We start from the raw sequence: 17,998 nt of genomic DNA, 5'->3' as shown, positions 1-17,998 counted from the left end.
TGGGCCTGCCCGGCGCGTACTAAAGGGCCAGGCCCAAGAGAAAGGGAGCTCCGTGGACCTGCTCGACATCGTGCTGTTGCTGGTGATCCTCGGCTATGCGGCGTCCGGCTACCGGCGCGGACTGGTGGCGGGGTGTGTCTCCCTGGCCGGTTTCGTGGGCGGTGCCGTCATAGGGGTATGGGTGCTGCCCTGGGCGATGGACCTGGTGACGGCGGGGACCACGACGGCGACGGTCACGGCGGTGCTCACCGTGCTGGTGCCCGCCGCGGTGGGCCACGAGCTGGCGGGACGGCTGGCCCTTCGGCTGCGCCGTGAGCTGGACCAGGGCCCCCTGCGCGTGGCCGACGGTGTGGGCGGGGCCGCGGCCAACACCGTCGCCGTGCTGATCGTGGCGTGGGTCGCGGCGAGCGTCCTCGGCGCGTCCGCCTCCCCGGTGGTCACCTCGTCGATCCGCAACTCCGCGCTGCTGGGCGCGGTGCAGGACACCATGCCGGAGACCACGCCGGCCTGGTTCTCCCACGCCACCTCGGCCCTCACGGAGGCGGGCTTCCCGCAGGTCTTCAACCCCTTCGAGAACGAACCGACCGCCAGCGTCGCCAAGCCGTCCGGGGACAGCGTCACCACGGCCGCCCAGCAGGCCGCGATGCGCTCCACCGTGAAGGTCGAGGGCGTCTCCGGCAACCAGGGCCGCGAGGGCAGCGGCTTCGTGTTCGCGTCCGAGCACGTGATGACCAACGCCCACGTGGTGGCGGGCATCGACGATCCGACCGTACGCGTGGGCGGCACGGGCCGGGCGTACGAGGCGAGGGTCGTCCTCTTCGACCCCGAGAAGGACGTGGCCGTACTCGACGTACCGGGCCTCGACGCTCCCGTACTGCCCTTCGACGACAGCGCGGCCCGCGGCGACGCGTCCGTGGTCGCGGGCTACCCGGAGGACGGCGGCCTGGACCTCCAGGCCGCCACCGTCGCGAACAAGATCAACGCCAGGGGGCAGAACATCTACGGCTCGGACACGGTCACCCGCGAGATCTACTCCATCCGCTCCACCGTCCGCCCCGGCAACTCCGGCGGCCCCCTGCTGACCACCGACGGCAAGGTGTACGGGGTCGTCTTCGCCCGCTCCACGAGCGACAGCGAGACGGGTTACGTCCTGACCGCCGACGAGGTCGCGGACGACGCCCAGAGCGCGGCGCGGGCCAAGTCCCCGGTGGACACGGGAGACCTCGTCACGTCCTGAACCTCGGGCCGGTCGGACTCAGCGGGTGCGCCCCGTGAGTCAACGGGTGCGCCCCATGAGTCAGAGGGTGCGCCCCATGAGGATGTCGTCCACGTACTCCCCGTCGAGAAAGAACTCCCCCGGCTGGATCCCCTCCACCACGAAGCCCTCCGACTCGTACAGCTTGCGGGCCGGGGTGTTGTGACCGAGGACGCGCAGCGTGATCCGGAGCGCGCCCTGGCGGCGGGCCCGCTCGATCACCGCGCGGATCAGCGCGCGGCCCACGCCGTTGCCGCGTGCCTCGTCGGCGACGGCGAGGCCCTGGATCTGCCGTACGTGCGCGTTGGAGGCGAGCGGGGTGGGGAAGCCGAGCCGTACGTAGCCGATGACGCGCCCGCCCACCTCGGCGACCAGGTGATCGCGGGGCCCGAAGCGCTCGTTGAAGAACGGCTCGTACGGCGGCTGCTCCCGAGGCCCGACCGCGTGCAGATAGGACCAGGTCGCGCGGTCGAGACGGCCGAGCGCCTCTTCGTCGTCGGGCAGGGCGGTGCGTATGAGCGGCTCGGGCATGGAGGTCACTTTACGACCGGGGTGCGCCGGGCCGTCCGGTATTCCGGGCACCCCGTGCGCGGTGCTCGCGGCGTGCCTGACGGAGGATGGGGCCATGGAACCTTCCCGAATCGCCGTGGCCGGCGCGTCCGGCCTCATCGGTACGGCGCTGGTGCGCTCGCTGACCGCGGACGGGCACGAGGTGGTGCGGCTGGTGCGCCGTACGGCCCGGGCTGAGGACGAGGTCGAGTGGGACCCCGAGCGACAGTACGTCGACGCGGCGGGGCTCACCGGCTGCGACGCCGTCGTGAACCTCTCGGGTGCCGGGATCGGCGACCACCGCTGGACGGACGCGTACAAGCGGAGGATCCGCGACAGCCGGGTGCTCGGCACGGCCGCGCTCGCGGAGGCCGTCGCCTCCCTCGACCGGCCGCCGCAGGTCTTCCTGAACGGCAGCGCGATGGGCATCTACGGAGACACCGGCGAGCGGGCCGTGGACGAGAGCGCGCCTCCCGCCGGCGGGTTCCTGCCCTCGCTGTGCGTGGAGTGGGAGGAGGCGGCGGCGCCCGCCGAAGAGGCCGGGGTTCGGACCGTGTTCGCGCGGACCGGGCTCGTGGTGGCGGCGAAGGGCGGCGCCTGGGGGCGGCTCTTCCCGCTCTTCAAGGCGGGGCTCGGCGGGCGGATCGGCGACGGGCGACAGTACTGGAGCTTCATCGCGCTGCACGACGAGGTGGCCGCGCTGCGGCATCTGCTCGACACGGAGTCACTGTCGGGTCCCTTCAACCTGACGGCTCCGGAGCCGCTCACCAACCGGGAGATCACGGCCGCCATGGGCCGCGTGCTGCACCGCCCCACGCTGTTCGCGGTGCCCGCGCCCGTGCTCAAGCTCGTGCTCGGCGAGATGGCCGGGGACGTGCTGGGCAGCCAACGGGTGCTTCCCGCACGGCTGTTGGAGTCGGGCTTCACGTTCGCGTTCCCGGGGATCGAGGAAGCGATCCGGGCGGCGCGGGCGTAGCCGCTTCGCGAGTCGGCGGTCGGCGGCCGACGGTCGGCAGGTGGCTCCGGCATAGTCGCAAGCCCGCCGCCGCACCCCCATGCGACCGGTGTGCGACCGTGCCCTGTTCATGCGCGACTTCGTCTGACCGGTCGCGGCCCTACCCTCGTCCCGAACTCGGGTATTTAGGAAGCCTGTCGGGGGCATGACGTCCCCAGCAGCCGCGCGACCTCGGGGAGGGGCACGTGCTTGAGCCCGCGTATCAGGCGGACGTCGTCATCGTGGGGGCCGGGGTCGCGGGACTCTCGGCCGCCCATCGGCTGAACAGCGCAGGTGTAACGACCGTAGTCCTGGAGGCCGCCCCTTACGTGGGCGGCCGTATGACGACCGAGAAGGTCGACGGTTTCCGCCTCGACCGCATCGGCCAGCTGCTCTCCACGTCCTATCCCGAGCTGCGTCGGACGCCGGGTCTCGACGTCCTCACCCTGCGCACGTTCGCCCCGGGCGTTCTCGTCCACGCCGACGGGCGCACCCACCGCGCGGGCGAGCCCGCGAGCGCAGGGGGCGCACGGAGCGCACTGGACGTGGCACGCGCCTTCGTGGGCCCTTCCCGACGGCCCCGGCAGGCGGCCCAGGCCGCAGCTGCGCCCGTGTCGCGGGCCTTCCCACCGCTCGGCGGCGCCCTCGACCAGGCCCGGCTCGCCGCGGCCCTCGGGCGGATCGCGACCGTCCCCGTGGAGCGGCTGCTGGCCCGGCCCGAGCGCCCCGCGGGGCGCGCTCTCGCGGCTCGCGGCATGCCCGCCCGTACGGTCGAGGGCTTTCTGCGCCCGCTCCTCGCCGCACTGCTCTGCGACCCGGATCTGACGACGTCCAGCCGGTGCGCGGACCTCGCCCTGCGAGCCTTCGCGTCCGGCCGCCTGTGCGTCCCGGAGGGCGGCGCCGACACCCTGCCGGAGCTGCTCGCGGCGGCCCTGCCGCCCGGAACGGTACGTACCGGTGTGCGCGTCACCTCCGTGTCCACGACCTCGGTGACGACGGCGGACCACGGTGAACTCCGTTGCCGTTCCCTCCTGGTGGCGACCGGCGCCCGCGCCGCCGCCGAGCTGCTGCCCGGCCTGCGGGTGCCGACGTTCCACCCGGTCACGGTGGTGCACCACACGGCCGACGAGGCGCCGACCGCGGAGGCGGCGCTGCTCCTGGACGCGGACCGTCGCGGCCCGGTGGCCCACACCGCCGTCATCAGCCAGGTCGACCCGTCCCGCGCCCCCGCGGGCCGCGCCCTGATCTCGTCCACGATCCTCGGCGCACCGCCCGCGGACGCGGACCGGACCGTCCGCGCCCATCTGGCCACCCTCTACGGCACCGCCACGCACCGCTGGGAGCTGCTCGCGGTCCACCACACCCCGGAGGCCGTCCCCGCGATGCCGGCGCCGCACGACCTCCGCCGCCCGGTCCGCCTCCTCGCCGGCCTGTACGTCTGCGGCGACCACCGCGACACGAGCACGGTCCAGGGCGCCCTCCACTCGGGCCACCGAGCGGCGGCGGCCGTCCTGACGGACCTCGGTGCCAACTCGGCGTTCACGGCCGCCCCGTTATCGACCCGGACGGCCGCGTAGGCGGGCGGGAGCCCGGCGTGAGGGTCCCCTCTCGGGCAGTTCCCCGCGCCCCGGCAGGGGCGCGGGGCTGCATCGATATCCGGCTCCGCCGCGTGGGCGCGATCAGCCACAGACGGCCCGCGGCCCAAATACCGCTCTCCCCGCGGAGCGAGCCGTCAGCCAAGAGCCGCGACCTTGTCGCGATACCCCCGCACCGGCGCCGCGTCCCGGTACGGCTCCAGGCGCCGTTCGAAGTCGCGTACGTACTCGATCGCGCGCACCGACCGCATCTCAGCGGACTGGGCCGCCGCCTCCGCGCCCAGCTGGCAGGCCTGGTCGAGTTCGCCGAGGCCGAGGCGGGCGGTGGCGAGGACGACGCGGCAGAAGAGGCGGCTGCGGGCGTAGCCGGGGGCCCGGAGCTGGAGGGAGCGTTCGGCGTGCTGGGCGGCGGCGCGGTACTGCTGGAGGTCGCGGTGGCAGTGCGCGAACTCGTCCGCGAGCTGCGCCTCGTCGAAGAAGCGCGCCCAGTACGGGACTTCGTCACCGGGCCTGGACGACTCAAGTGCCCGCTCGGCGCGCACCAGTGAGGCCGTGCCCGCCCGCACCTCGCCCAGGACGCCGTGCCCGCGTGCCTCGACCGAGTGCAGCAGCGCCTGCACGACGGGCGGCGCGGACGAGCCCACGCCCTGCTGGGCGACCCGGGCCAGCTGGACCGCCTCCCGGCCGTGGCCCAGATAGACGGCCTGTCGACTCATCGTCACGAGCACGTACGAGCCGTACGCCCGGTCCCCCGCCGCCTGCGAGAGCCGGAGCGCCTGCACGAAATACCGCTGGGCCAGGCCGTGCGCGGCGATGTCGTACGAGGTCCAGCCGGCGAGGCGGGTGAGATCGGCCGCGGCCGCGAACAGGCGACGCCCGGTCTGCTCGCCGTAGGTCCCGCGCAGCATCGGCTCCGCCTCGTGCTCCAGGTAGCGCACCAGGGCCTGCCTGGCGTGCCCGCCGCCGTACGCGTGGTCGAGGGCCCGGAACAGCTCCCCGACCGAGCGCAGAGCCGCGATGTCTCCCCCGGTCACCCGCTGCCCGGGCCCGCGCTCGGTCTGGGTGCGCTGCCGGGGCACGGCGGGCCGGCCCTGTCCGGGCACCCGCGCGGCGCCGGTGTCGCCGCGGCCCACTCGGTCGTCGGCCCGCCCGATCAGCCAGTCCCGGCTGGGCACGACGAGTCCGGCCGGGGTGAACGCGATCTTGCGCAGCTCCGCGTGGCTTCCGGAGTCCTTGCGCCACAGCCCGCCGACGATGTCGACGGCCTCCTCGGGCGTGGCGGCGAACTCGAGCCCGGCGTAGACGGGGGCGCAGGCGTCGAGCCCGAGGTCCTGCGCGCTGAGCCGACGACCGAGGCGGCGTGTGAAGACCTCGGCGATGAGCGCGGGCGTGGTGCCTCTGGGCTGCTGGCCGCGCAGCCAGCGGGTCACCGATGTCTTGTCGTATCTGAGATCGAGCCCGTGTTCGAGGCCGAGCTGGTCCACTCGACGGGCGAGCCCCGCGTTGGAGAACCCCGCTTCTGCGATAAGTGCGGCGAGCTGACGGTTGGGGGTGCGCTGCGCGGGTCGTTCCGTCATCTGCGGTGCGAACTCCTGCCTTCCGGGCTAGGGGCCTGCGTGAACAGGCCCGGACGAGGTCGGCCGCCTTGCTTGAGCAGCCATGAATGGCCTCGTGAACGGCGCGAATGTAGCGGTCTGTAAGCGTGCGATCGCACACTTCGACACGCATTCATCCGATCGTGTGAGGATTGCCCCCAGGGCTGACGGGCATCGGCCGGACGTACAGTGGCGTGGGCGCGTTACGTGCCTCATGAATGTATCCAGTGCTTCCAGGGAGGCGTTTGCCGTGAGTGAGTTGCGGTTCGTCCGGATGGGTTTCGGTGCGGACGCCGTCGAGTACCAGGAGGCCTGGGACGAGCAGCGGCGTGTGCACGCGGCCCGCTTCCAGGACGAGATCCCCGACACCTGCCTGCTGCTTGAGCACCTGCCCGTCTACACGGCGGGCCGGCGCACGGCGGACAACGAGCGCCCCCTCGACGGCACGCCCGTCGTCGACGTGGACCGCGGCGGCAAGATCACCTGGCACGGTCCGGGTCAGCTCGTCGGCTACCCGATCCAGAAGCTGCCCCGTCCGGTGGACGTGGTCGCCCATCTCCGCCGGCTCGAAGAGGCGATGATCCGCGTCTGCGCGGAGTTCGGCATCGAGACCAGCCGGGTGGAGGGGCGGGCGGGCGTCTGGGTCCTCGGCGATCCGGTGGAGCAGCGCCCCTCCCTCGGCGGCCTCTCCCTCGACATCGACCCGCGGCTCGTCGACGAGGAGTTCGACCCACGGCTCAACGGGCCCGAGTACGCGCCCTCCAACGCGGGGCAGCGTCGCGAGGACCGCAAGATCTGCGCGGTGGGTATCCGCGTCGCCAAGGGCGTCACCATGCACGGCTTCGCCCTCAACGTGAATCCGGACACCTCGTCCTTCGACAAGATCATCCCCTGCGGGATCCGGGACGCGGGCGTCACGTCGCTCGCGTACGAACTGGGCCGCGACGTCACCATCGCGGAGGTCCTGCCCGTGGTGGAGCGGCATCTGCGGGATGTGCTGGAGAATGCGGAGTTGCAGCCGCGGGAGGTTGAGCGGGTGTCGGCGTAGGGAGTTGTTTTCGCCCACGCCGCCCCTACCCGGCCCATCCCATCCCTGGGGGCTGCGCCCCCAGCCCCCCTTCGGCCTGAACGGCCTCGTCCTCAAACGCCGGACGGGCTGAAGATGCCTGGACTGGGCTGGTTGGTTCAGCGAAATTCAGCCCCTCCGGCGTTTGAGGAGCGGGGGTTCGGGGGCCGGCCCACGACGGGGTCTGGGGCGGAGCCCCAGAAGGATGGGACGGGTAGGGGCGGCGGGGGCGAAAAACCCCGGGAATGCACCCCCGTTCCCGAAGGTTGCCCACCACGGGGACCGAGAACGGCACGGGCGTACCCTGGTGTACGCCGAAGAATCGAAGTTACAGGGAGCCGATGTGTCCGCAGTCGCACCCGACGGACGCAAGATGCTGCGCCTGGAGGTCCGGAACGCCCAGACCCCCATCGAGCGCAAGCCCGAGTGGATCAAGACCCGGGCGAAAATGGGTCCCGAGTACACCAAGATGCAGAACCTCGTGAAGAGCGAGGGTCTGCACACGGTCTGCCAGGAGGCGGGCTGTCCCAACATCTACGAGTGCTGGGAAGACCGCGAGGCCACGTTCCTCATCGGCGGCGACCAGTGCACGAGGCGCTGCGACTTCTGCCAGATCGACACCGGCAAGCCCGAGGCCCTCGACCGCGACGAGCCGCGCCGCGTAGGTGAGTCCGTCGTCACGATGGACCTGAACTACGCGACGATCACGGGTGTCGCGCGCGACGACCTCGAAGACGGCGGCGCCTGGCTGTACGCGGAGACGGTCCGCCAGATCCACGCGCAGACCGCGAACCGCGAGGCCGGCCGCACCAAGGTCGAACTCCTCGCCCCCGACTTCAACGCCGAGCCGGACCAGCTGGCCGAGGTCTTCTCCTCGCGCCCCGAGGTCTTCGCGCACAACGTCGAGACGGTCCCGCGGATCTTCAAGCGCATCCGCCCGGGCTTCCGTTACGAGCGCTCGCTGAAGGTCATCACCGAGGCCCGCGACTACGGCCTGGTCACGAAGTCGAACCTGATCCTCGGCATGGGCGAGACCCGCGAGGAGGTCAGCGAGGCGCTGCGCCAGCTGCACGACGCGGGCTGCGAGCTGGTCACCATCACGCAGTACCTGCGCCCGTCCGTGCGCCACCACCCCGTGGAGCGCTGGGTCAAGCCGCACGAGTTCGTGGAGCTGAAGGACGAGGCCGAGCAGATCGGCTTCTCCGGCGTCATGTCGGGCCCGCTGGTCCGCTCCTCGTACCGCGCCGGCCGCCTCTACCAGATGGCCATCGAGAAGCGAGGCACGTACGTCGCCTCGCAGGCCGTCTGACACGACGTACGGCGTGATGTGCGCCATGTCGCGCGAGTGAGTGCGCGACATGGTCGGTGGCACGGAGTGCCACCAATCGTGTGAATCTGAGCACAAGAACCTACTGGCCAGTAATGGCCAATACGACGCGGTCCTGACCGTCCCCGCAGCTGGGGGGCACATCAGGGCCGCGTCAGTGTTTCGGGCCTGCATATCAAGGCTTCATTGGCGTTTGACCGGTCGGTCACGCCCTGGTAACACCATTCAGTGACCCTGCTCTTACGCCAGGTACATCCCTAGCCAGAGCCGCCATCCCGAGGGGGGACCTCCACAATGCAGGCCACGCCCGTACGCGCCACAGCGATTCCGTCCTTCACCGATGCACTCCGTGCCGTCGAGTCTCTGCTCATGAGCAACGGCCAGCGCACCGCCCGCCGCAACGCCTGGACCTCCGTCCTGGAGGACCGCCGCCGTGCCAAGGACCGGGTCGAGGCGCAGCGCGTTCTGGAGCAGTCGCTCGCCACTCGCCCCTGAGCGAAGGCCGGCAACGGAGGCCGGCGGCGAAGGCCGACCCGGCACCGCCGTCGTCGGCGCTTCCCGCGCCACGTAGACTTCACAGCATGGCGAGGAAGGAAACCGCAGCGGACGCTGCGAACCCCGGGCGACTCAAGCAGATCGCCCTGACTTACAAGATGACCCGCAAGGCCGACTCAATGATCGGTCTTGTACTCGCGGCTGTCGGAATTGTCACCCTCGGTGTCTTCCTCGCGATCGGCTTCTGGATCGGTCACCCGGTCTATCTCGGAATTCTCGGCCTTCTGTTCGCCTTCCTCGCGACGGCGATCGTCTTCGGACGCCGGGCCGAGCGGGCGGCCTTCGGCCAGATGGAGGGTCAGCCGGGCGCGGCGGCGGCGGTGCTCGACAACATGAAGCGCGGCTGGACGACGACGCCGGCGGTGGCGATGAACCGGAACCAGGACGTGGTGCACCGGGCCGTCGGCAAGCCGGGCATCGTTCTGATCGCCGAGGGCAACCCGAACCGGGTGAAGAGCCTGCTGGCCGCCGAGAAGAAGAAGATGGCCCGCATCGTCGCGGACGTACCGGTGCACGACATCCTCGTCGGCACGGGCGAGGGCCAGGTGGAGCTCAAGAAGCTCCGCACGACGATGCTGAAGCTGCCGCGTGTCCTGAGCGGCCCTCAGGTCACCGCGACGAATGACCGGCTGCGCGCCCTCGGCGACTTGATGAGCAACATGCCCCTTCCGAAGGGGCCGATGCCCAAGGGGATGCGGATGCCGCGAGGCGGCCCGAAGATGCGGTGACGCTGCCGCTGAGCTTGGCCGGATGCCGAAGGGCGCCCGGAACCTGTGGGTTCCGGGCGCCCTTCGGCGTTTGTTGGGGGTGGGGTGCTGCAGTTTGCCGACTGCGGGTCCCTCGTGGTTGCTCGCGTGGTTCCCCGCGCCCCTTTCGGGGCGCCCCTGAGTGGACCTCCCCCGCAGTGGACCTCCCCCGCAGGGGCGGGCCACTCAGCGCGAGCTCAGATCCGTACCTCTACCGTGCGGGCCAGGCGGTCGTGCAGGCCCCGGCCGTCGCGGTCCCAGATCAGGGCCGGGAGGGCGAGGCACAGCAGGACCGTGCGCACGAGGGCGCGCAGTGGGTTGACGGTGCCGGTTTCCAGAGCCAGTACCCGCAGGCCGAACAGGCGCTTGCCCGGGGTGAAACCGACCGTGCCGACGGTCAGCACGCTCACCGCGAAGAAGATGAGCAGCGCCCAGTTCCCGGTCGCCTGGCCGTAGCCGTCAGTGATCAGGCCGTATGCGATCAAGAGGCACAGACCCCAGTCGACAGCCAGGGCGCCGAGACGCCTTCCGGGGCGGGCGATCGACCCGGGGCCCGACTCGGGCAGCCCCAACTGCTCGCCGCGGTATCCGAAGTCGGCACCGGCTTCCTCCGCGGCCGCGCGGGGTCCGGAGAGCCACGATCCGATTGCTTGCCTGTTGTCCACCCGTCCACGGTACTGCGACCGTTTTGGCATACGGACAGGAGGGGCCCGCCGGGCCCAGGTCGGTTAACTTGGGCGAAACAAATGGGTCACGCCTGAGAAATCACCCGTCCCTAAAGTCGGGTTCGGCGTGTGCCACCGCACTGGCCGCACGAACGAACTACCACCCCGGTCGGACATGGTCGGGAGTAGGAGGAGCTGGATGTTCCAGAACGCCGACGAGGCCAAGAAATTCATCGCGGATGAGGACGTCAAGTTCGTCGACGTCCGCTTCTGCGACCTGCCTGGCGTGATGCAGCACTTCACGGTGCCGGCAGAGGCCTTCGACCCGACCGAGGAACTGGCCTTCGACGGCTCCTCGATCCGCGGCTTCCAGGCCATCCACGAGTCCGACATGGCGCTCCGCGCCGACCTGTCCACCGCGCGCGTCGATCCCTTCCGCCGCGACAAGACGGTCAACATCAACTTCTTCATCCACGACCCGATCACGGGCGAGCAGTACTCCCGTGACCCGCGCAACGTGGCGAAGAAGGCTGAGGCGTACCTCGCGTCGACCGGCATCGCCGACACCGCGTACTTCGGCCCCGAGGCCGAGTTCTACGTCTTCGACAGCGTGCGCTTCGAGACCAAGTCGAACGAGTCCTTCTACCACATCGACTCCGAGGCGGGCGCCTGGAACACCGGCGCCATCGAGGACAACCGTGGTTACAAGGTCCGCTACAAGGGTGGTTACTTCCCGACCCCGCCGGTCGACCACTTCGCCGACCTGCGTGCCGAGATCTCCCTGGAGCTGGGCAAGTCCGGCCTCCAGGTCGAGCGCCAGCACCACGAGGTGGGCACCGCCGGCCAGGCCGAGATCAACTACAAGTTCAACACGCTGCTCGCCGCGGCCGACGACCTCCAGCTCTTCAAGTACATCGTGAAGAACGTCGCCTGGCGCAACGGCAAGACCGCGACCTTCATGCCGAAGCCGATCTTCGGTGACAACGGCTCGGGCATGCACATCCACTCGTCGCTGTGGGCGAACGGCGACCCGCTGTTCTACGACGAGGCCGGTTACGCGGGCCTGTCGGACACCGCCCGCTTCTACATCGGCGGCATCCTCAAGCACGCCCCGTCGCTGCTGGCCTTCACCAACCCGACGGTGAACTCGTACCACCGCCTGGTCCCGGGCTTCGAGGCCCCGGTCAACCTGGTCTACTCGCAGCGCAACCGCTCCGCGGCCATGCGTATCCCGATCACGGGCTCCAACCCGAAGGCCAAGCGCGTGGAGTTCCGCGCGCCCGACTCCTCCGGCAACCCGTACCTCGCCTTCTCGGCGCTGCTGCTGGCGGGCCTCGACGGCATCAAGAACAAGATCGAGCCGGCCGAGCCGATCGACAAGGACCTCTACGAGCTGGCCCCCGAGGAGCACGCGGGCGTCCCGCAGGTCCCGACCTCCCTCCCGGGTGTCCTCGACTCCCTGGAGCGGGACCACGAGTTCCTGCTCGCGGGTGACGTCTTCACGTCCGACCTGATCGAGACGTGGATCGACTTCAAGCGCACGAACGAGATCGCCCCGCTGCAGCTGCGTCCGCACCCGCACGAGTTCGAGCTCTACTACGACGTGTAGTCGTCGACAGCCAGGTAGTTCTACGGAGCCCCGCCACCGCCCTCACGGGCGGTGGCGGGGTTCCCGCGTTTTTGCCGGTTGCGGGCCAGATCGGGATCTGTTCATGGAAATGTCCGGGTGCACACTGGAATCGGGATGAGTGCCCGACAGTGGGGTGATCGTGATGCAGAGCCGTTTCCAGGCCGATCGGCGGCTGACCGTGCGGATGGGGGTCACGCTGTTCCTGCTCGGACTGCTGTACGTGGCGTTCGTGGCGGCGTTGATCGTGCTGCTGAAGTCCTGGGTGCTGGTCGTGGTGATCGCGGCGGCGCTGCTCGGCGCGCAGTACTGGTTCTCGGACCGGATCGCGCTGTACGCGATGCACGGTCGGATCGTGGAGCGCGAGGAGTATCCGCAGCTGCACGGGGTCGTCGACCGCCTGTGTGCCATCGCTGACATGCCCAAGCCCGCGGTCGCCGTATCCGATCTGGACATGCCCAACGCGTTCGCCACCGGGCGGAACCCCGATCACGCCGTGCTGTGCGTGACCACCGGACTGCTGAGGCGGCTGGAGCCGGACGAGCTCGAAGGCGTACTGGCGCACGAGTTGTCGCATGTGGCGCACAAGGACGTCGCGGTGATCACCGTCGCCTCGTTCCTCGGGGTGCTCGCCGGGCTGATCGTGCGGTTCGCCTTCTACTCGCAGCTCTTCGGCGGGGGCCGCAGGGATCAGAACACGGCCGTCGTGTTCATGGCCGTGATGACCGTCTCCGCAGCCGTCTACGCGCTCAGCTTCGTACTCATCCGGGCGTTGTCCCGGTACCGGGAGCTGGCCGCCGACCGGGCCGCGGCCCTGCTCACCGGGCGGCCGTCGGCGCTGGCGTCCGCGCTGACGAAGGTCACGGGTGACATAGCCCGGATTCCGACGAAGGACCTGCGGACGGCGCAGGCGTTCAACGCCTTCTACTTCACGCCCGCGCTCGGTGCCGAGCCGGGAGTCTCGCGGTTCTTCTCCACCCACCCGAGCCTGGAGCAGCGGCTTGAGCAACTCGGGCGCATCTCGGTCGAGTTGGGTGAGGCGGCGGCGCCCGGGAAGGCGGACTGAGCATGGGGTTCATGGACATTCTGCTCGGCCGTACGAAGCCCGTGGCGGCCGACCTCGACCGGCTCTTCGCGCTGCCCTCGGCCGCCGTGACCCTGGAGGCGGCGGCCGGGTTCATGCCGACCGGTCACGGCTCGGTGTGCTTCGCGACCGTCGAGGGGGCGGCCTTCGACGACGTACGACAGGAAGTGCGGGCGCTGCTGGACGCGGACGCCGAGCGGAGGGGCCCACCTGTGGGGGTGAGCCGCGACGACTACGGGTACACCTGGCTGGTGTCGCGGCGGGAGCCGGACGATCTGCCCGCGCTCGTCAGTGATCTGCATGCCGTGAACAGCGCGCTGGAGGGCAGCGGCTTCGGGCCGCAACTGCTGTGCTCGGTGGTCGGTTTCCGCGATGGCGACGGGCGGCGGCTCGGGCTCGTCTATCTCTACAAGCGCGGCACCTTCTACCCGTTCGCGCCGCTGCCCGGGAGCGGCGAGCGGCGCGACAACGCACTGGAGTTGCAGGTCAGGGCGGCACTCGGGGACGACCTGCGCATCGAGCAGGACCTGGGCCGGTGGTTCCCCATCTGGGGAGCACCGGGCCTCGGCTGACCGCCCTGCTGACGGGCTGCTGACGGGCCGTCCGGGGGCGGCTAACTGCCCTTCTGACGGCTCATCCAGGGCCGCTCGCGACGGTAACGGCGCTCCCACCTGGCCTGCCGGTCACGGCGGTCGCGGTACGCGCGGTAGCTGCTGTCCACGCGCCCGGAGGAGCCAGCGGAACCCGCGGGTCCGCCGGCCGACGAGGAGCCGGTGCGGCCGTACCGGAGGTGCAGGTAGAGCAGGGCGGCCGCGGCGAGCCACCAGACGGGGTTGCTGAAGCCGAGGACGGCCAGAGCGAGGATCGCTAAAATGATCAAGGTACCCATGGCGGGTCTCCTTGTGCGTGTGTGGTGGGACCTTGAGATGTCCGACGCGGCGCTGAGGGGCGGGCGCCCGCCCGTCGGTGCGTTGAGAGTAGCCCTCAGGATGCCGGGTGATGCCTGTCCGGCGGAAACGAATAACGGCCGGACCCGAGTGCGGGTGCTCACGGAAGCCCCTAAAGTCGATCAAAATCGGCACGACGATTGACAAAAAGGGCGCCTACCGATGAGTGATCTGTTCGTCGTCGCCTATTAGTGACCTCGCCACCGCCAACCAGGCGCGTGACTCTTCCTGGCGCCTGCTCGGTGCGGCGGCGGACGCGGAGGCCGGTGCGGCCGAGAGCGGCCGCGCTCTTTCGCGCTGGTCAAGCACGCGGCCGAGGACAGGGAGATGACTCACCTCGCCCAGCTTGGAAGGCAGTTGATGCAGACCTCGCTGAAACCAGGCGGAGGAGGAAGCGGCGCGTGAGGCCATCGCCGCGGCGCGAGCGCCGAAGGAGACGGCGGTGCCTCAGGGCTCCTGGCTCGCCGGTGAAGGGCTCAGTGCCGGCCGCCCGCAGAGGCCGGCCGGCACCAGGGACTGACGACGAGACTCAGCGTGCGTACCGCATCAGGGCTCGGACCATGTGGCAGGTCGTGTCCGACGGCGGATGGACGCCGATGAGTTCGGCCGTGCGGTGGATCGTCTCGTTGCGGGCCTGGTTGGGCACGTACACACCGGAGTCGAGGAGCGCGATGGCGAGCCGCATCGCCTTGAGGCGGCGGTTGTGCGTGATGTACCAGTCGCGCGGACGCCCCGGCGGCAGCGGGCGCTTCTCGACGGGCTCGTACGGCCGGTCGAGCGGAACCGCCCTCTTCGACGTGGACTGGGTGGGCAGCGGGCTCAGTGCGGCAGCGGGCACAGGCATCCTCCTGTCGCGGTCAGGGAACCGTCCGGCGTCTCCGGCGGCACCCTCGAACACTGCTTCCAGTCTACCGGCCACCACTGACATCCAGGGAGCCCACAGAGTCCACCAAAGGCCCAGGTGGGAAAGGGAATTGGCGCTGTGTCACACAAGGTCTGCGAGGTGTGCGTGAGACGGCAAAAAATCGAACAGAGCAGTGTGGGAGCCCACTCGGATGTGTCGGCCCCAGTGTCCGCGGTGGATGACTTCGTCCGCGCCACGTCGGCGTTCCACGACACGGGCACTTTGCGGTGGGAGAGCGTCGGCGCGGTCCTCCCCCCTGTCGGACTCGGCATAACGCTCGAGACAGGCCGCCTTGCGGGCCGGCGGCACCACGACCAGCGGGGCATCCTGCATGGCCGAGGTCACCGCCGGCGCCGACCTCCCCCTCTTGGCCGAGCAATCCCAAACGTTGCGTTTCGCGTACCTTGTGCGGCATGGAGAGCATGGAAATCTGGATCAATCCGGCCTGTTCCAAGTGCCGCAGCGCCATCAAGTTGCTGGATGAGGAGGGGGCCTCGTACACGGTGCGCCGATACCTCGAGGACGTGCCGAGCGAGGGCGAGATCCGCGAGGTCCTGGAGCGGCTTGGGCTCGAGCCCTGGGACATCACCCGGACCCAGGAGGCCGCGGCGAAGGAGTTGGGGGTGAATGAGTGGGCCCGGGACGCCGGTTCGCGGGAGCGATGGGTGAAGGCTCTGGCCGAGCATCCCCGCCTCATCCAGCGGCCCATCATCACAGCGGAGGACGGAACCGCTGTCGTGGCGCGTACGGATGAGGCCGTACGGGATGCCATGGGGCGTTGATCCGGATAGTTCCAGGGGTGGATATATAGGTCATTACACGGGTAGTTGACGTTTTGTCGGGTGACGGGATCCGACGGCACTCCCGCTGTTACCCTCCGCCGCCATGAGCTTCGGTGATCAAGGAATGTCGTACGGGCCACCCGATCCCTACGCCCAGTGGGTGGCCGAGCAGGAGCGGATGCGCAGGAGACGGCGGACCCGGCTCGCGGCCGGGAGCGCGGTGGGAGTCGTCCTCGCGGCGGCTGTCGCGGCCGGGGTCGTGTTGTACGTGGGCGGCACCGGCGAAGAGGGCGCGGGGGCGGCGGAGCCCGTCACCGGCACCACCTCCGGCAAGCCCGTTCCCTCCGTGGTCATCGAGTCGCCGTCCGGGGCGCCCTCCTCGTTGCCCTCACTGCTCGAGCGGCCCGTCGTGACGCCGGAGCAGGCCTTCCCGGAGAAGAGTGTGCGGCTGGCGGACGGGACCTCGTACGAGCGGGTGGACGTGACCACCACCACCGACTGCCCCCTCGTGATGTCCCAGGAGCTCGCCGCACTCATCGAACAGGGCGAGGAGTGCGCCCAGTTCACGGCCGCGCTGTTCACCGACGCCGAGCGGCGATCGCAGGTGACGGTCGCCGTGCTGAGTTTCCAGCGGGTCGAGGACGCCTCGCGGGTGTTCGCGATGGCCTCCATGGATCCGGTGACGTATCAGGTGGTCTCACTCGATCCGCCTCCGGAGGCGGGACTGGCGACCGTGCCGCCGGGGTCGGCCGGGGTGTTCCAGCGACTCATGACCGTACGGTCCGTCGTCTTCGCCAACGGACAGTGGGGCGACGGCACCGAGAAGGACGAGGCGGCGATAACCAAGCAGACGGCCGGGCTGCTCGAGTACGTCAACGAGAAAGTGGTGGCGCACGAGGACGGGGAGGGGGAAGTGGGCGGGGACGGGCAGGGCGGGGACAGCTAGGGCGAAGACTGAGGGGCCGTCAATTCCCTCGCCATCCTCTCAACTCCCTTGTGATCTGCGTTACTTAAGTGACTCGTGTGAACTGCTGAGTAACCTCGTTCGGTATCTCGTACATAGCGGCGTACGGCTGCCGACAGGGGCGGCCGGGGACAGGAGCCGCACATGTCACGCAGAAGAACCCTCGGCCCGAAGAAGAAGCTCGTGCTGTTGGTGAGCGCTGCCGCCGTGGCCGGCAGCGGGGCCTTCGCCCTGGCCGCCACCTCCAACGCGGCGCCCGCCGAGCAGTCCTCGGTGGTCTGCGACGGGCTGGCCACCGCGCTCGGGAACAACGAGGAGTTCATCGCGGGGCAGCGCGCCAACCCGGACGCACAGTCGGAGGCGCGGATCGCCAACCGGGAAGCGGTGATCGCCGAGATCGAGCGGAAGCAGGAGGCCTCCGGGTGCGCGGTCGGGGAGTCGGGGGCGGGATCGGGATCGGGGACGGCTCAGGAGCCGTCGGCTGAGCCGTCCGAACCGGCCGAGCCCGCTGAGCCCGCTGAGCAGCCTTCGCAAGCCGCCTCCGCGCCCGCTGGTGACGCTGCCGTCGTCGGTGAGCAGGTGTGTGCCGGTTCCACCGTCACCCTCTCCGGCGAGGCCGGTGCCCCGGCCGCGTCCAGCAATCAGTTCCCGGCCGGTACGAAACTGAAGGTCACGAACCTGGACAACGACAAGTCCACGACCGTGGAGGTCACGTCCGTCTCCGGCAGCTGCGCGCTTCTGAACGACGCGGCGTTCGAGGAGGTCCGCGAGCCCGGGAAGTTCCTGATCCGCAAGGCCCGTATCGAGAAGGTGGGCTGATCGAGAAGGTGGGCTGACGGGAAGGACACGGACGTGGCGGGGCGAGTGCCGCAGCGGCATCGTCGCCCCGCCGTGCGGGGGGGATACGCCGTCCTGAACCCACGGAAATCGGCAAACCCCTTGTATACGGCGACCTCCGTGGCAACGCGCGATCGCGGGTGCGAACGCTCTCAGCGAGTGAGTCGCAGCACAGAGGCACCAGGTAACACGGGGTTCACATTCGAGCAATGATCGGGAAATCGCCTGTTGACAGGCTGCCGGGCATCCCCCGCGGCGCCTCAGTGCCGCAGCGCCGCAGCACCCGCAATGCGCTTAGAGACCCACCCGAAGGATGAGGCCCGTGACCTTCAAGGCTGAGTACATCTGGATCGACGGCACCGAGCCGACGGCCAAGCTCCGTTCGAAGACGAAGATTATGGCCGACGACGCCAAGGGTGCCGAGCTGCCGATCTGGGGCTTCGACGGGTCCTCCACGAACCAGGCCGAGGGTCACGCCTCCGACCGCGTGCTCAAGCCGGTCGCCT

The 17,998-nt window shown here is 70.1% G+C and carries 19 protein-coding genes; 14 read left to right on the top strand and 5 right to left on the bottom strand.

The window, feature by feature from the left end:
- The first annotated feature begins 52 nt into the window (after positions 1-52).
- Positions 53-1,237 carry a MarP family serine protease gene (locus tag ACTWQR_RS44620; RefSeq protein WP_443233032.1) on the top strand — a complete coding sequence of 395 codons (1,185 nt, stop codon included), beginning with the start codon at positions 53-55 and terminating at the stop codon, positions 1,235-1,237.
- Between the two features lie 60 nt (positions 1,238-1,297).
- Here the strand turns inward: ACTWQR_RS44620 and ACTWQR_RS44615 are convergent, their stop codons facing one another.
- Positions 1,298-1,786 (bottom strand): GNAT family N-acetyltransferase, encoded by a 489-nt coding sequence (locus ACTWQR_RS44615; protein ID WP_443233031.1) that lies wholly within the window; start codon positions 1,784-1,786, stop codon positions 1,298-1,300.
- A 94-nt stretch (positions 1,787-1,880) separates the two neighbouring features.
- Here ACTWQR_RS44615 and ACTWQR_RS44610 point away from each other — a divergent pair, with 94 nt between their 5' ends.
- Positions 1,881-2,780 (top strand): TIGR01777 family oxidoreductase, encoded by a 900-nt coding sequence (locus ACTWQR_RS44610; protein ID WP_443233030.1) that lies wholly within the window; start codon positions 1,881-1,883, stop codon positions 2,778-2,780.
- A 224-nt stretch (positions 2,781-3,004) separates the two neighbouring features.
- On the top strand, positions 3,005-4,375 hold the full coding sequence (locus ACTWQR_RS44605) for an NAD(P)/FAD-dependent oxidoreductase (RefSeq protein WP_443233029.1): 1,371 nt from the start codon (positions 3,005-3,007) through the stop codon (positions 4,373-4,375).
- A gap of 155 nt (positions 4,376-4,530) precedes the next feature.
- Here ACTWQR_RS44605 and ACTWQR_RS44600 read toward each other — a convergent pair whose 3' ends face one another.
- Positions 4,531-5,970, bottom strand: coding sequence for a regulator (locus ACTWQR_RS44600; RefSeq protein WP_443233028.1), 1,440 nt, complete (start codon positions 5,968-5,970; stop codon positions 4,531-4,533).
- Between the two features lie 268 nt (positions 5,971-6,238).
- Here ACTWQR_RS44600 and lipB point away from each other — a divergent pair, with 268 nt between their 5' ends.
- The 4 genes from lipB to ACTWQR_RS44580 all read left to right on the top strand — a co-directional run bounded on the left by lipB (position 6,239) and on the right by ACTWQR_RS44580 (position 9,664).
- Entirely contained in the window at positions 6,239-7,036 is a 798-nt protein-coding gene (gene lipB / locus ACTWQR_RS44595; protein WP_443233027.1) for a lipoyl(octanoyl) transferase LipB, read from the top strand.
- Positions 7,037-7,397: 361 nt separating this feature from the next.
- Complete coding sequence (lipA, locus tag ACTWQR_RS44590; protein WP_443233026.1) at positions 7,398-8,363, top strand: lipoyl synthase; 966 nt, start codon at positions 7,398-7,400, stop codon at positions 8,361-8,363.
- Positions 8,364-8,675: 312 nt separating this feature from the next.
- Positions 8,676-8,876 carry an SCO2195 family GlnR-regulated protein gene (locus ACTWQR_RS44585; RefSeq protein WP_443233025.1) on the top strand — a complete coding sequence of 67 codons (201 nt, stop codon included), beginning with the start codon at positions 8,676-8,678 and terminating at the stop codon, positions 8,874-8,876.
- A gap of 86 nt (positions 8,877-8,962) precedes the next feature.
- Entirely contained in the window at positions 8,963-9,664 is a 702-nt protein-coding gene (locus tag ACTWQR_RS44580; RefSeq protein WP_443233024.1) for a DUF4191 domain-containing protein, read from the top strand.
- Positions 9,665-9,879: 215 nt separating this feature from the next.
- Here the strand turns inward: ACTWQR_RS44580 and ACTWQR_RS44575 are convergent, their stop codons facing one another.
- Entirely contained in the window at positions 9,880-10,347 is a 468-nt protein-coding gene (locus tag ACTWQR_RS44575) for an RDD family protein (RefSeq protein ID WP_443233023.1), read from the bottom strand.
- 199 nt (positions 10,348-10,546) lie between these two features.
- On the opposite strand from ACTWQR_RS44575, the gene glnA reads away from it, so the two are divergent.
- The 3 genes from glnA to pspAB all read left to right on the top strand — a co-directional run bounded on the left by glnA (position 10,547) and on the right by pspAB (position 13,630).
- Complete coding sequence (gene glnA, locus ACTWQR_RS44570) at positions 10,547-11,956, top strand: type I glutamate--ammonia ligase (protein ID WP_443233022.1); 1,410 nt, start codon at positions 10,547-10,549, stop codon at positions 11,954-11,956.
- A 163-nt stretch (positions 11,957-12,119) separates the two neighbouring features.
- On the top strand, positions 12,120-13,040 hold the full coding sequence (gene htpX, locus ACTWQR_RS44565) for a zinc metalloprotease HtpX (RefSeq protein ID WP_443233021.1): 921 nt from the start codon (positions 12,120-12,122) through the stop codon (positions 13,038-13,040).
- A gap of 2 nt (positions 13,041-13,042) precedes the next feature.
- Positions 13,043-13,630 (top strand): PspA-associated protein PspAB, encoded by a 588-nt coding sequence (gene pspAB, locus ACTWQR_RS44560; RefSeq protein WP_443233020.1) that lies wholly within the window; start codon positions 13,043-13,045, stop codon positions 13,628-13,630.
- A 41-nt stretch (positions 13,631-13,671) separates the two neighbouring features.
- Here pspAB and ACTWQR_RS44555 read toward each other — a convergent pair whose 3' ends face one another.
- Positions 13,672-13,947, bottom strand: a complete 276-nt coding sequence (locus ACTWQR_RS44555) for a hypothetical protein (protein WP_443233019.1) — start codon at positions 13,945-13,947, stop codon at positions 13,672-13,674.
- 587 nt (positions 13,948-14,534) lie between these two features.
- Positions 14,535-14,843, bottom strand: coding sequence for a hypothetical protein (locus ACTWQR_RS44550; protein ID WP_443233018.1), 309 nt, complete (start codon positions 14,841-14,843; stop codon positions 14,535-14,537).
- A 488-nt stretch (positions 14,844-15,331) separates the two neighbouring features.
- Here ACTWQR_RS44550 and ACTWQR_RS44545 point away from each other — a divergent pair, with 488 nt between their 5' ends.
- From ACTWQR_RS44545 to ACTWQR_RS44530, 4 genes are all read left to right on the top strand, one after another.
- Positions 15,332-15,691, top strand: coding sequence for an arsenate reductase family protein (locus ACTWQR_RS44545; RefSeq protein WP_443233058.1), 360 nt, complete (start codon positions 15,332-15,334; stop codon positions 15,689-15,691).
- Positions 15,692-15,794: 103 nt separating this feature from the next.
- Positions 15,795-16,637, top strand: a complete 843-nt coding sequence (locus ACTWQR_RS44540; RefSeq protein WP_443233017.1) for a hypothetical protein — start codon at positions 15,795-15,797, stop codon at positions 16,635-16,637.
- Between the two features lie 162 nt (positions 16,638-16,799).
- Positions 16,800-17,474, top strand: a complete 675-nt coding sequence (locus tag ACTWQR_RS44535) for a hypothetical protein (RefSeq protein WP_443233016.1) — start codon at positions 16,800-16,802, stop codon at positions 17,472-17,474.
- A gap of 340 nt (positions 17,475-17,814) precedes the next feature.
- Positions 17,815-17,998: glutamine synthetase beta-grasp domain-containing protein (locus ACTWQR_RS44530; RefSeq protein ID WP_443233015.1), on the top strand; the 184-nt coding region annotated here is incomplete at its 3' end.

Origin of the sequence: Streptomyces sp. 2A115 (genome assembly GCF_052245575.1) — a bacterium.
Classification (GTDB): Bacteria; Actinomycetota; Actinomycetes; order Streptomycetales; family Streptomycetaceae; genus Streptomyces.
This window is presented reverse-complemented; position numbering and strand designations above follow the sequence as displayed.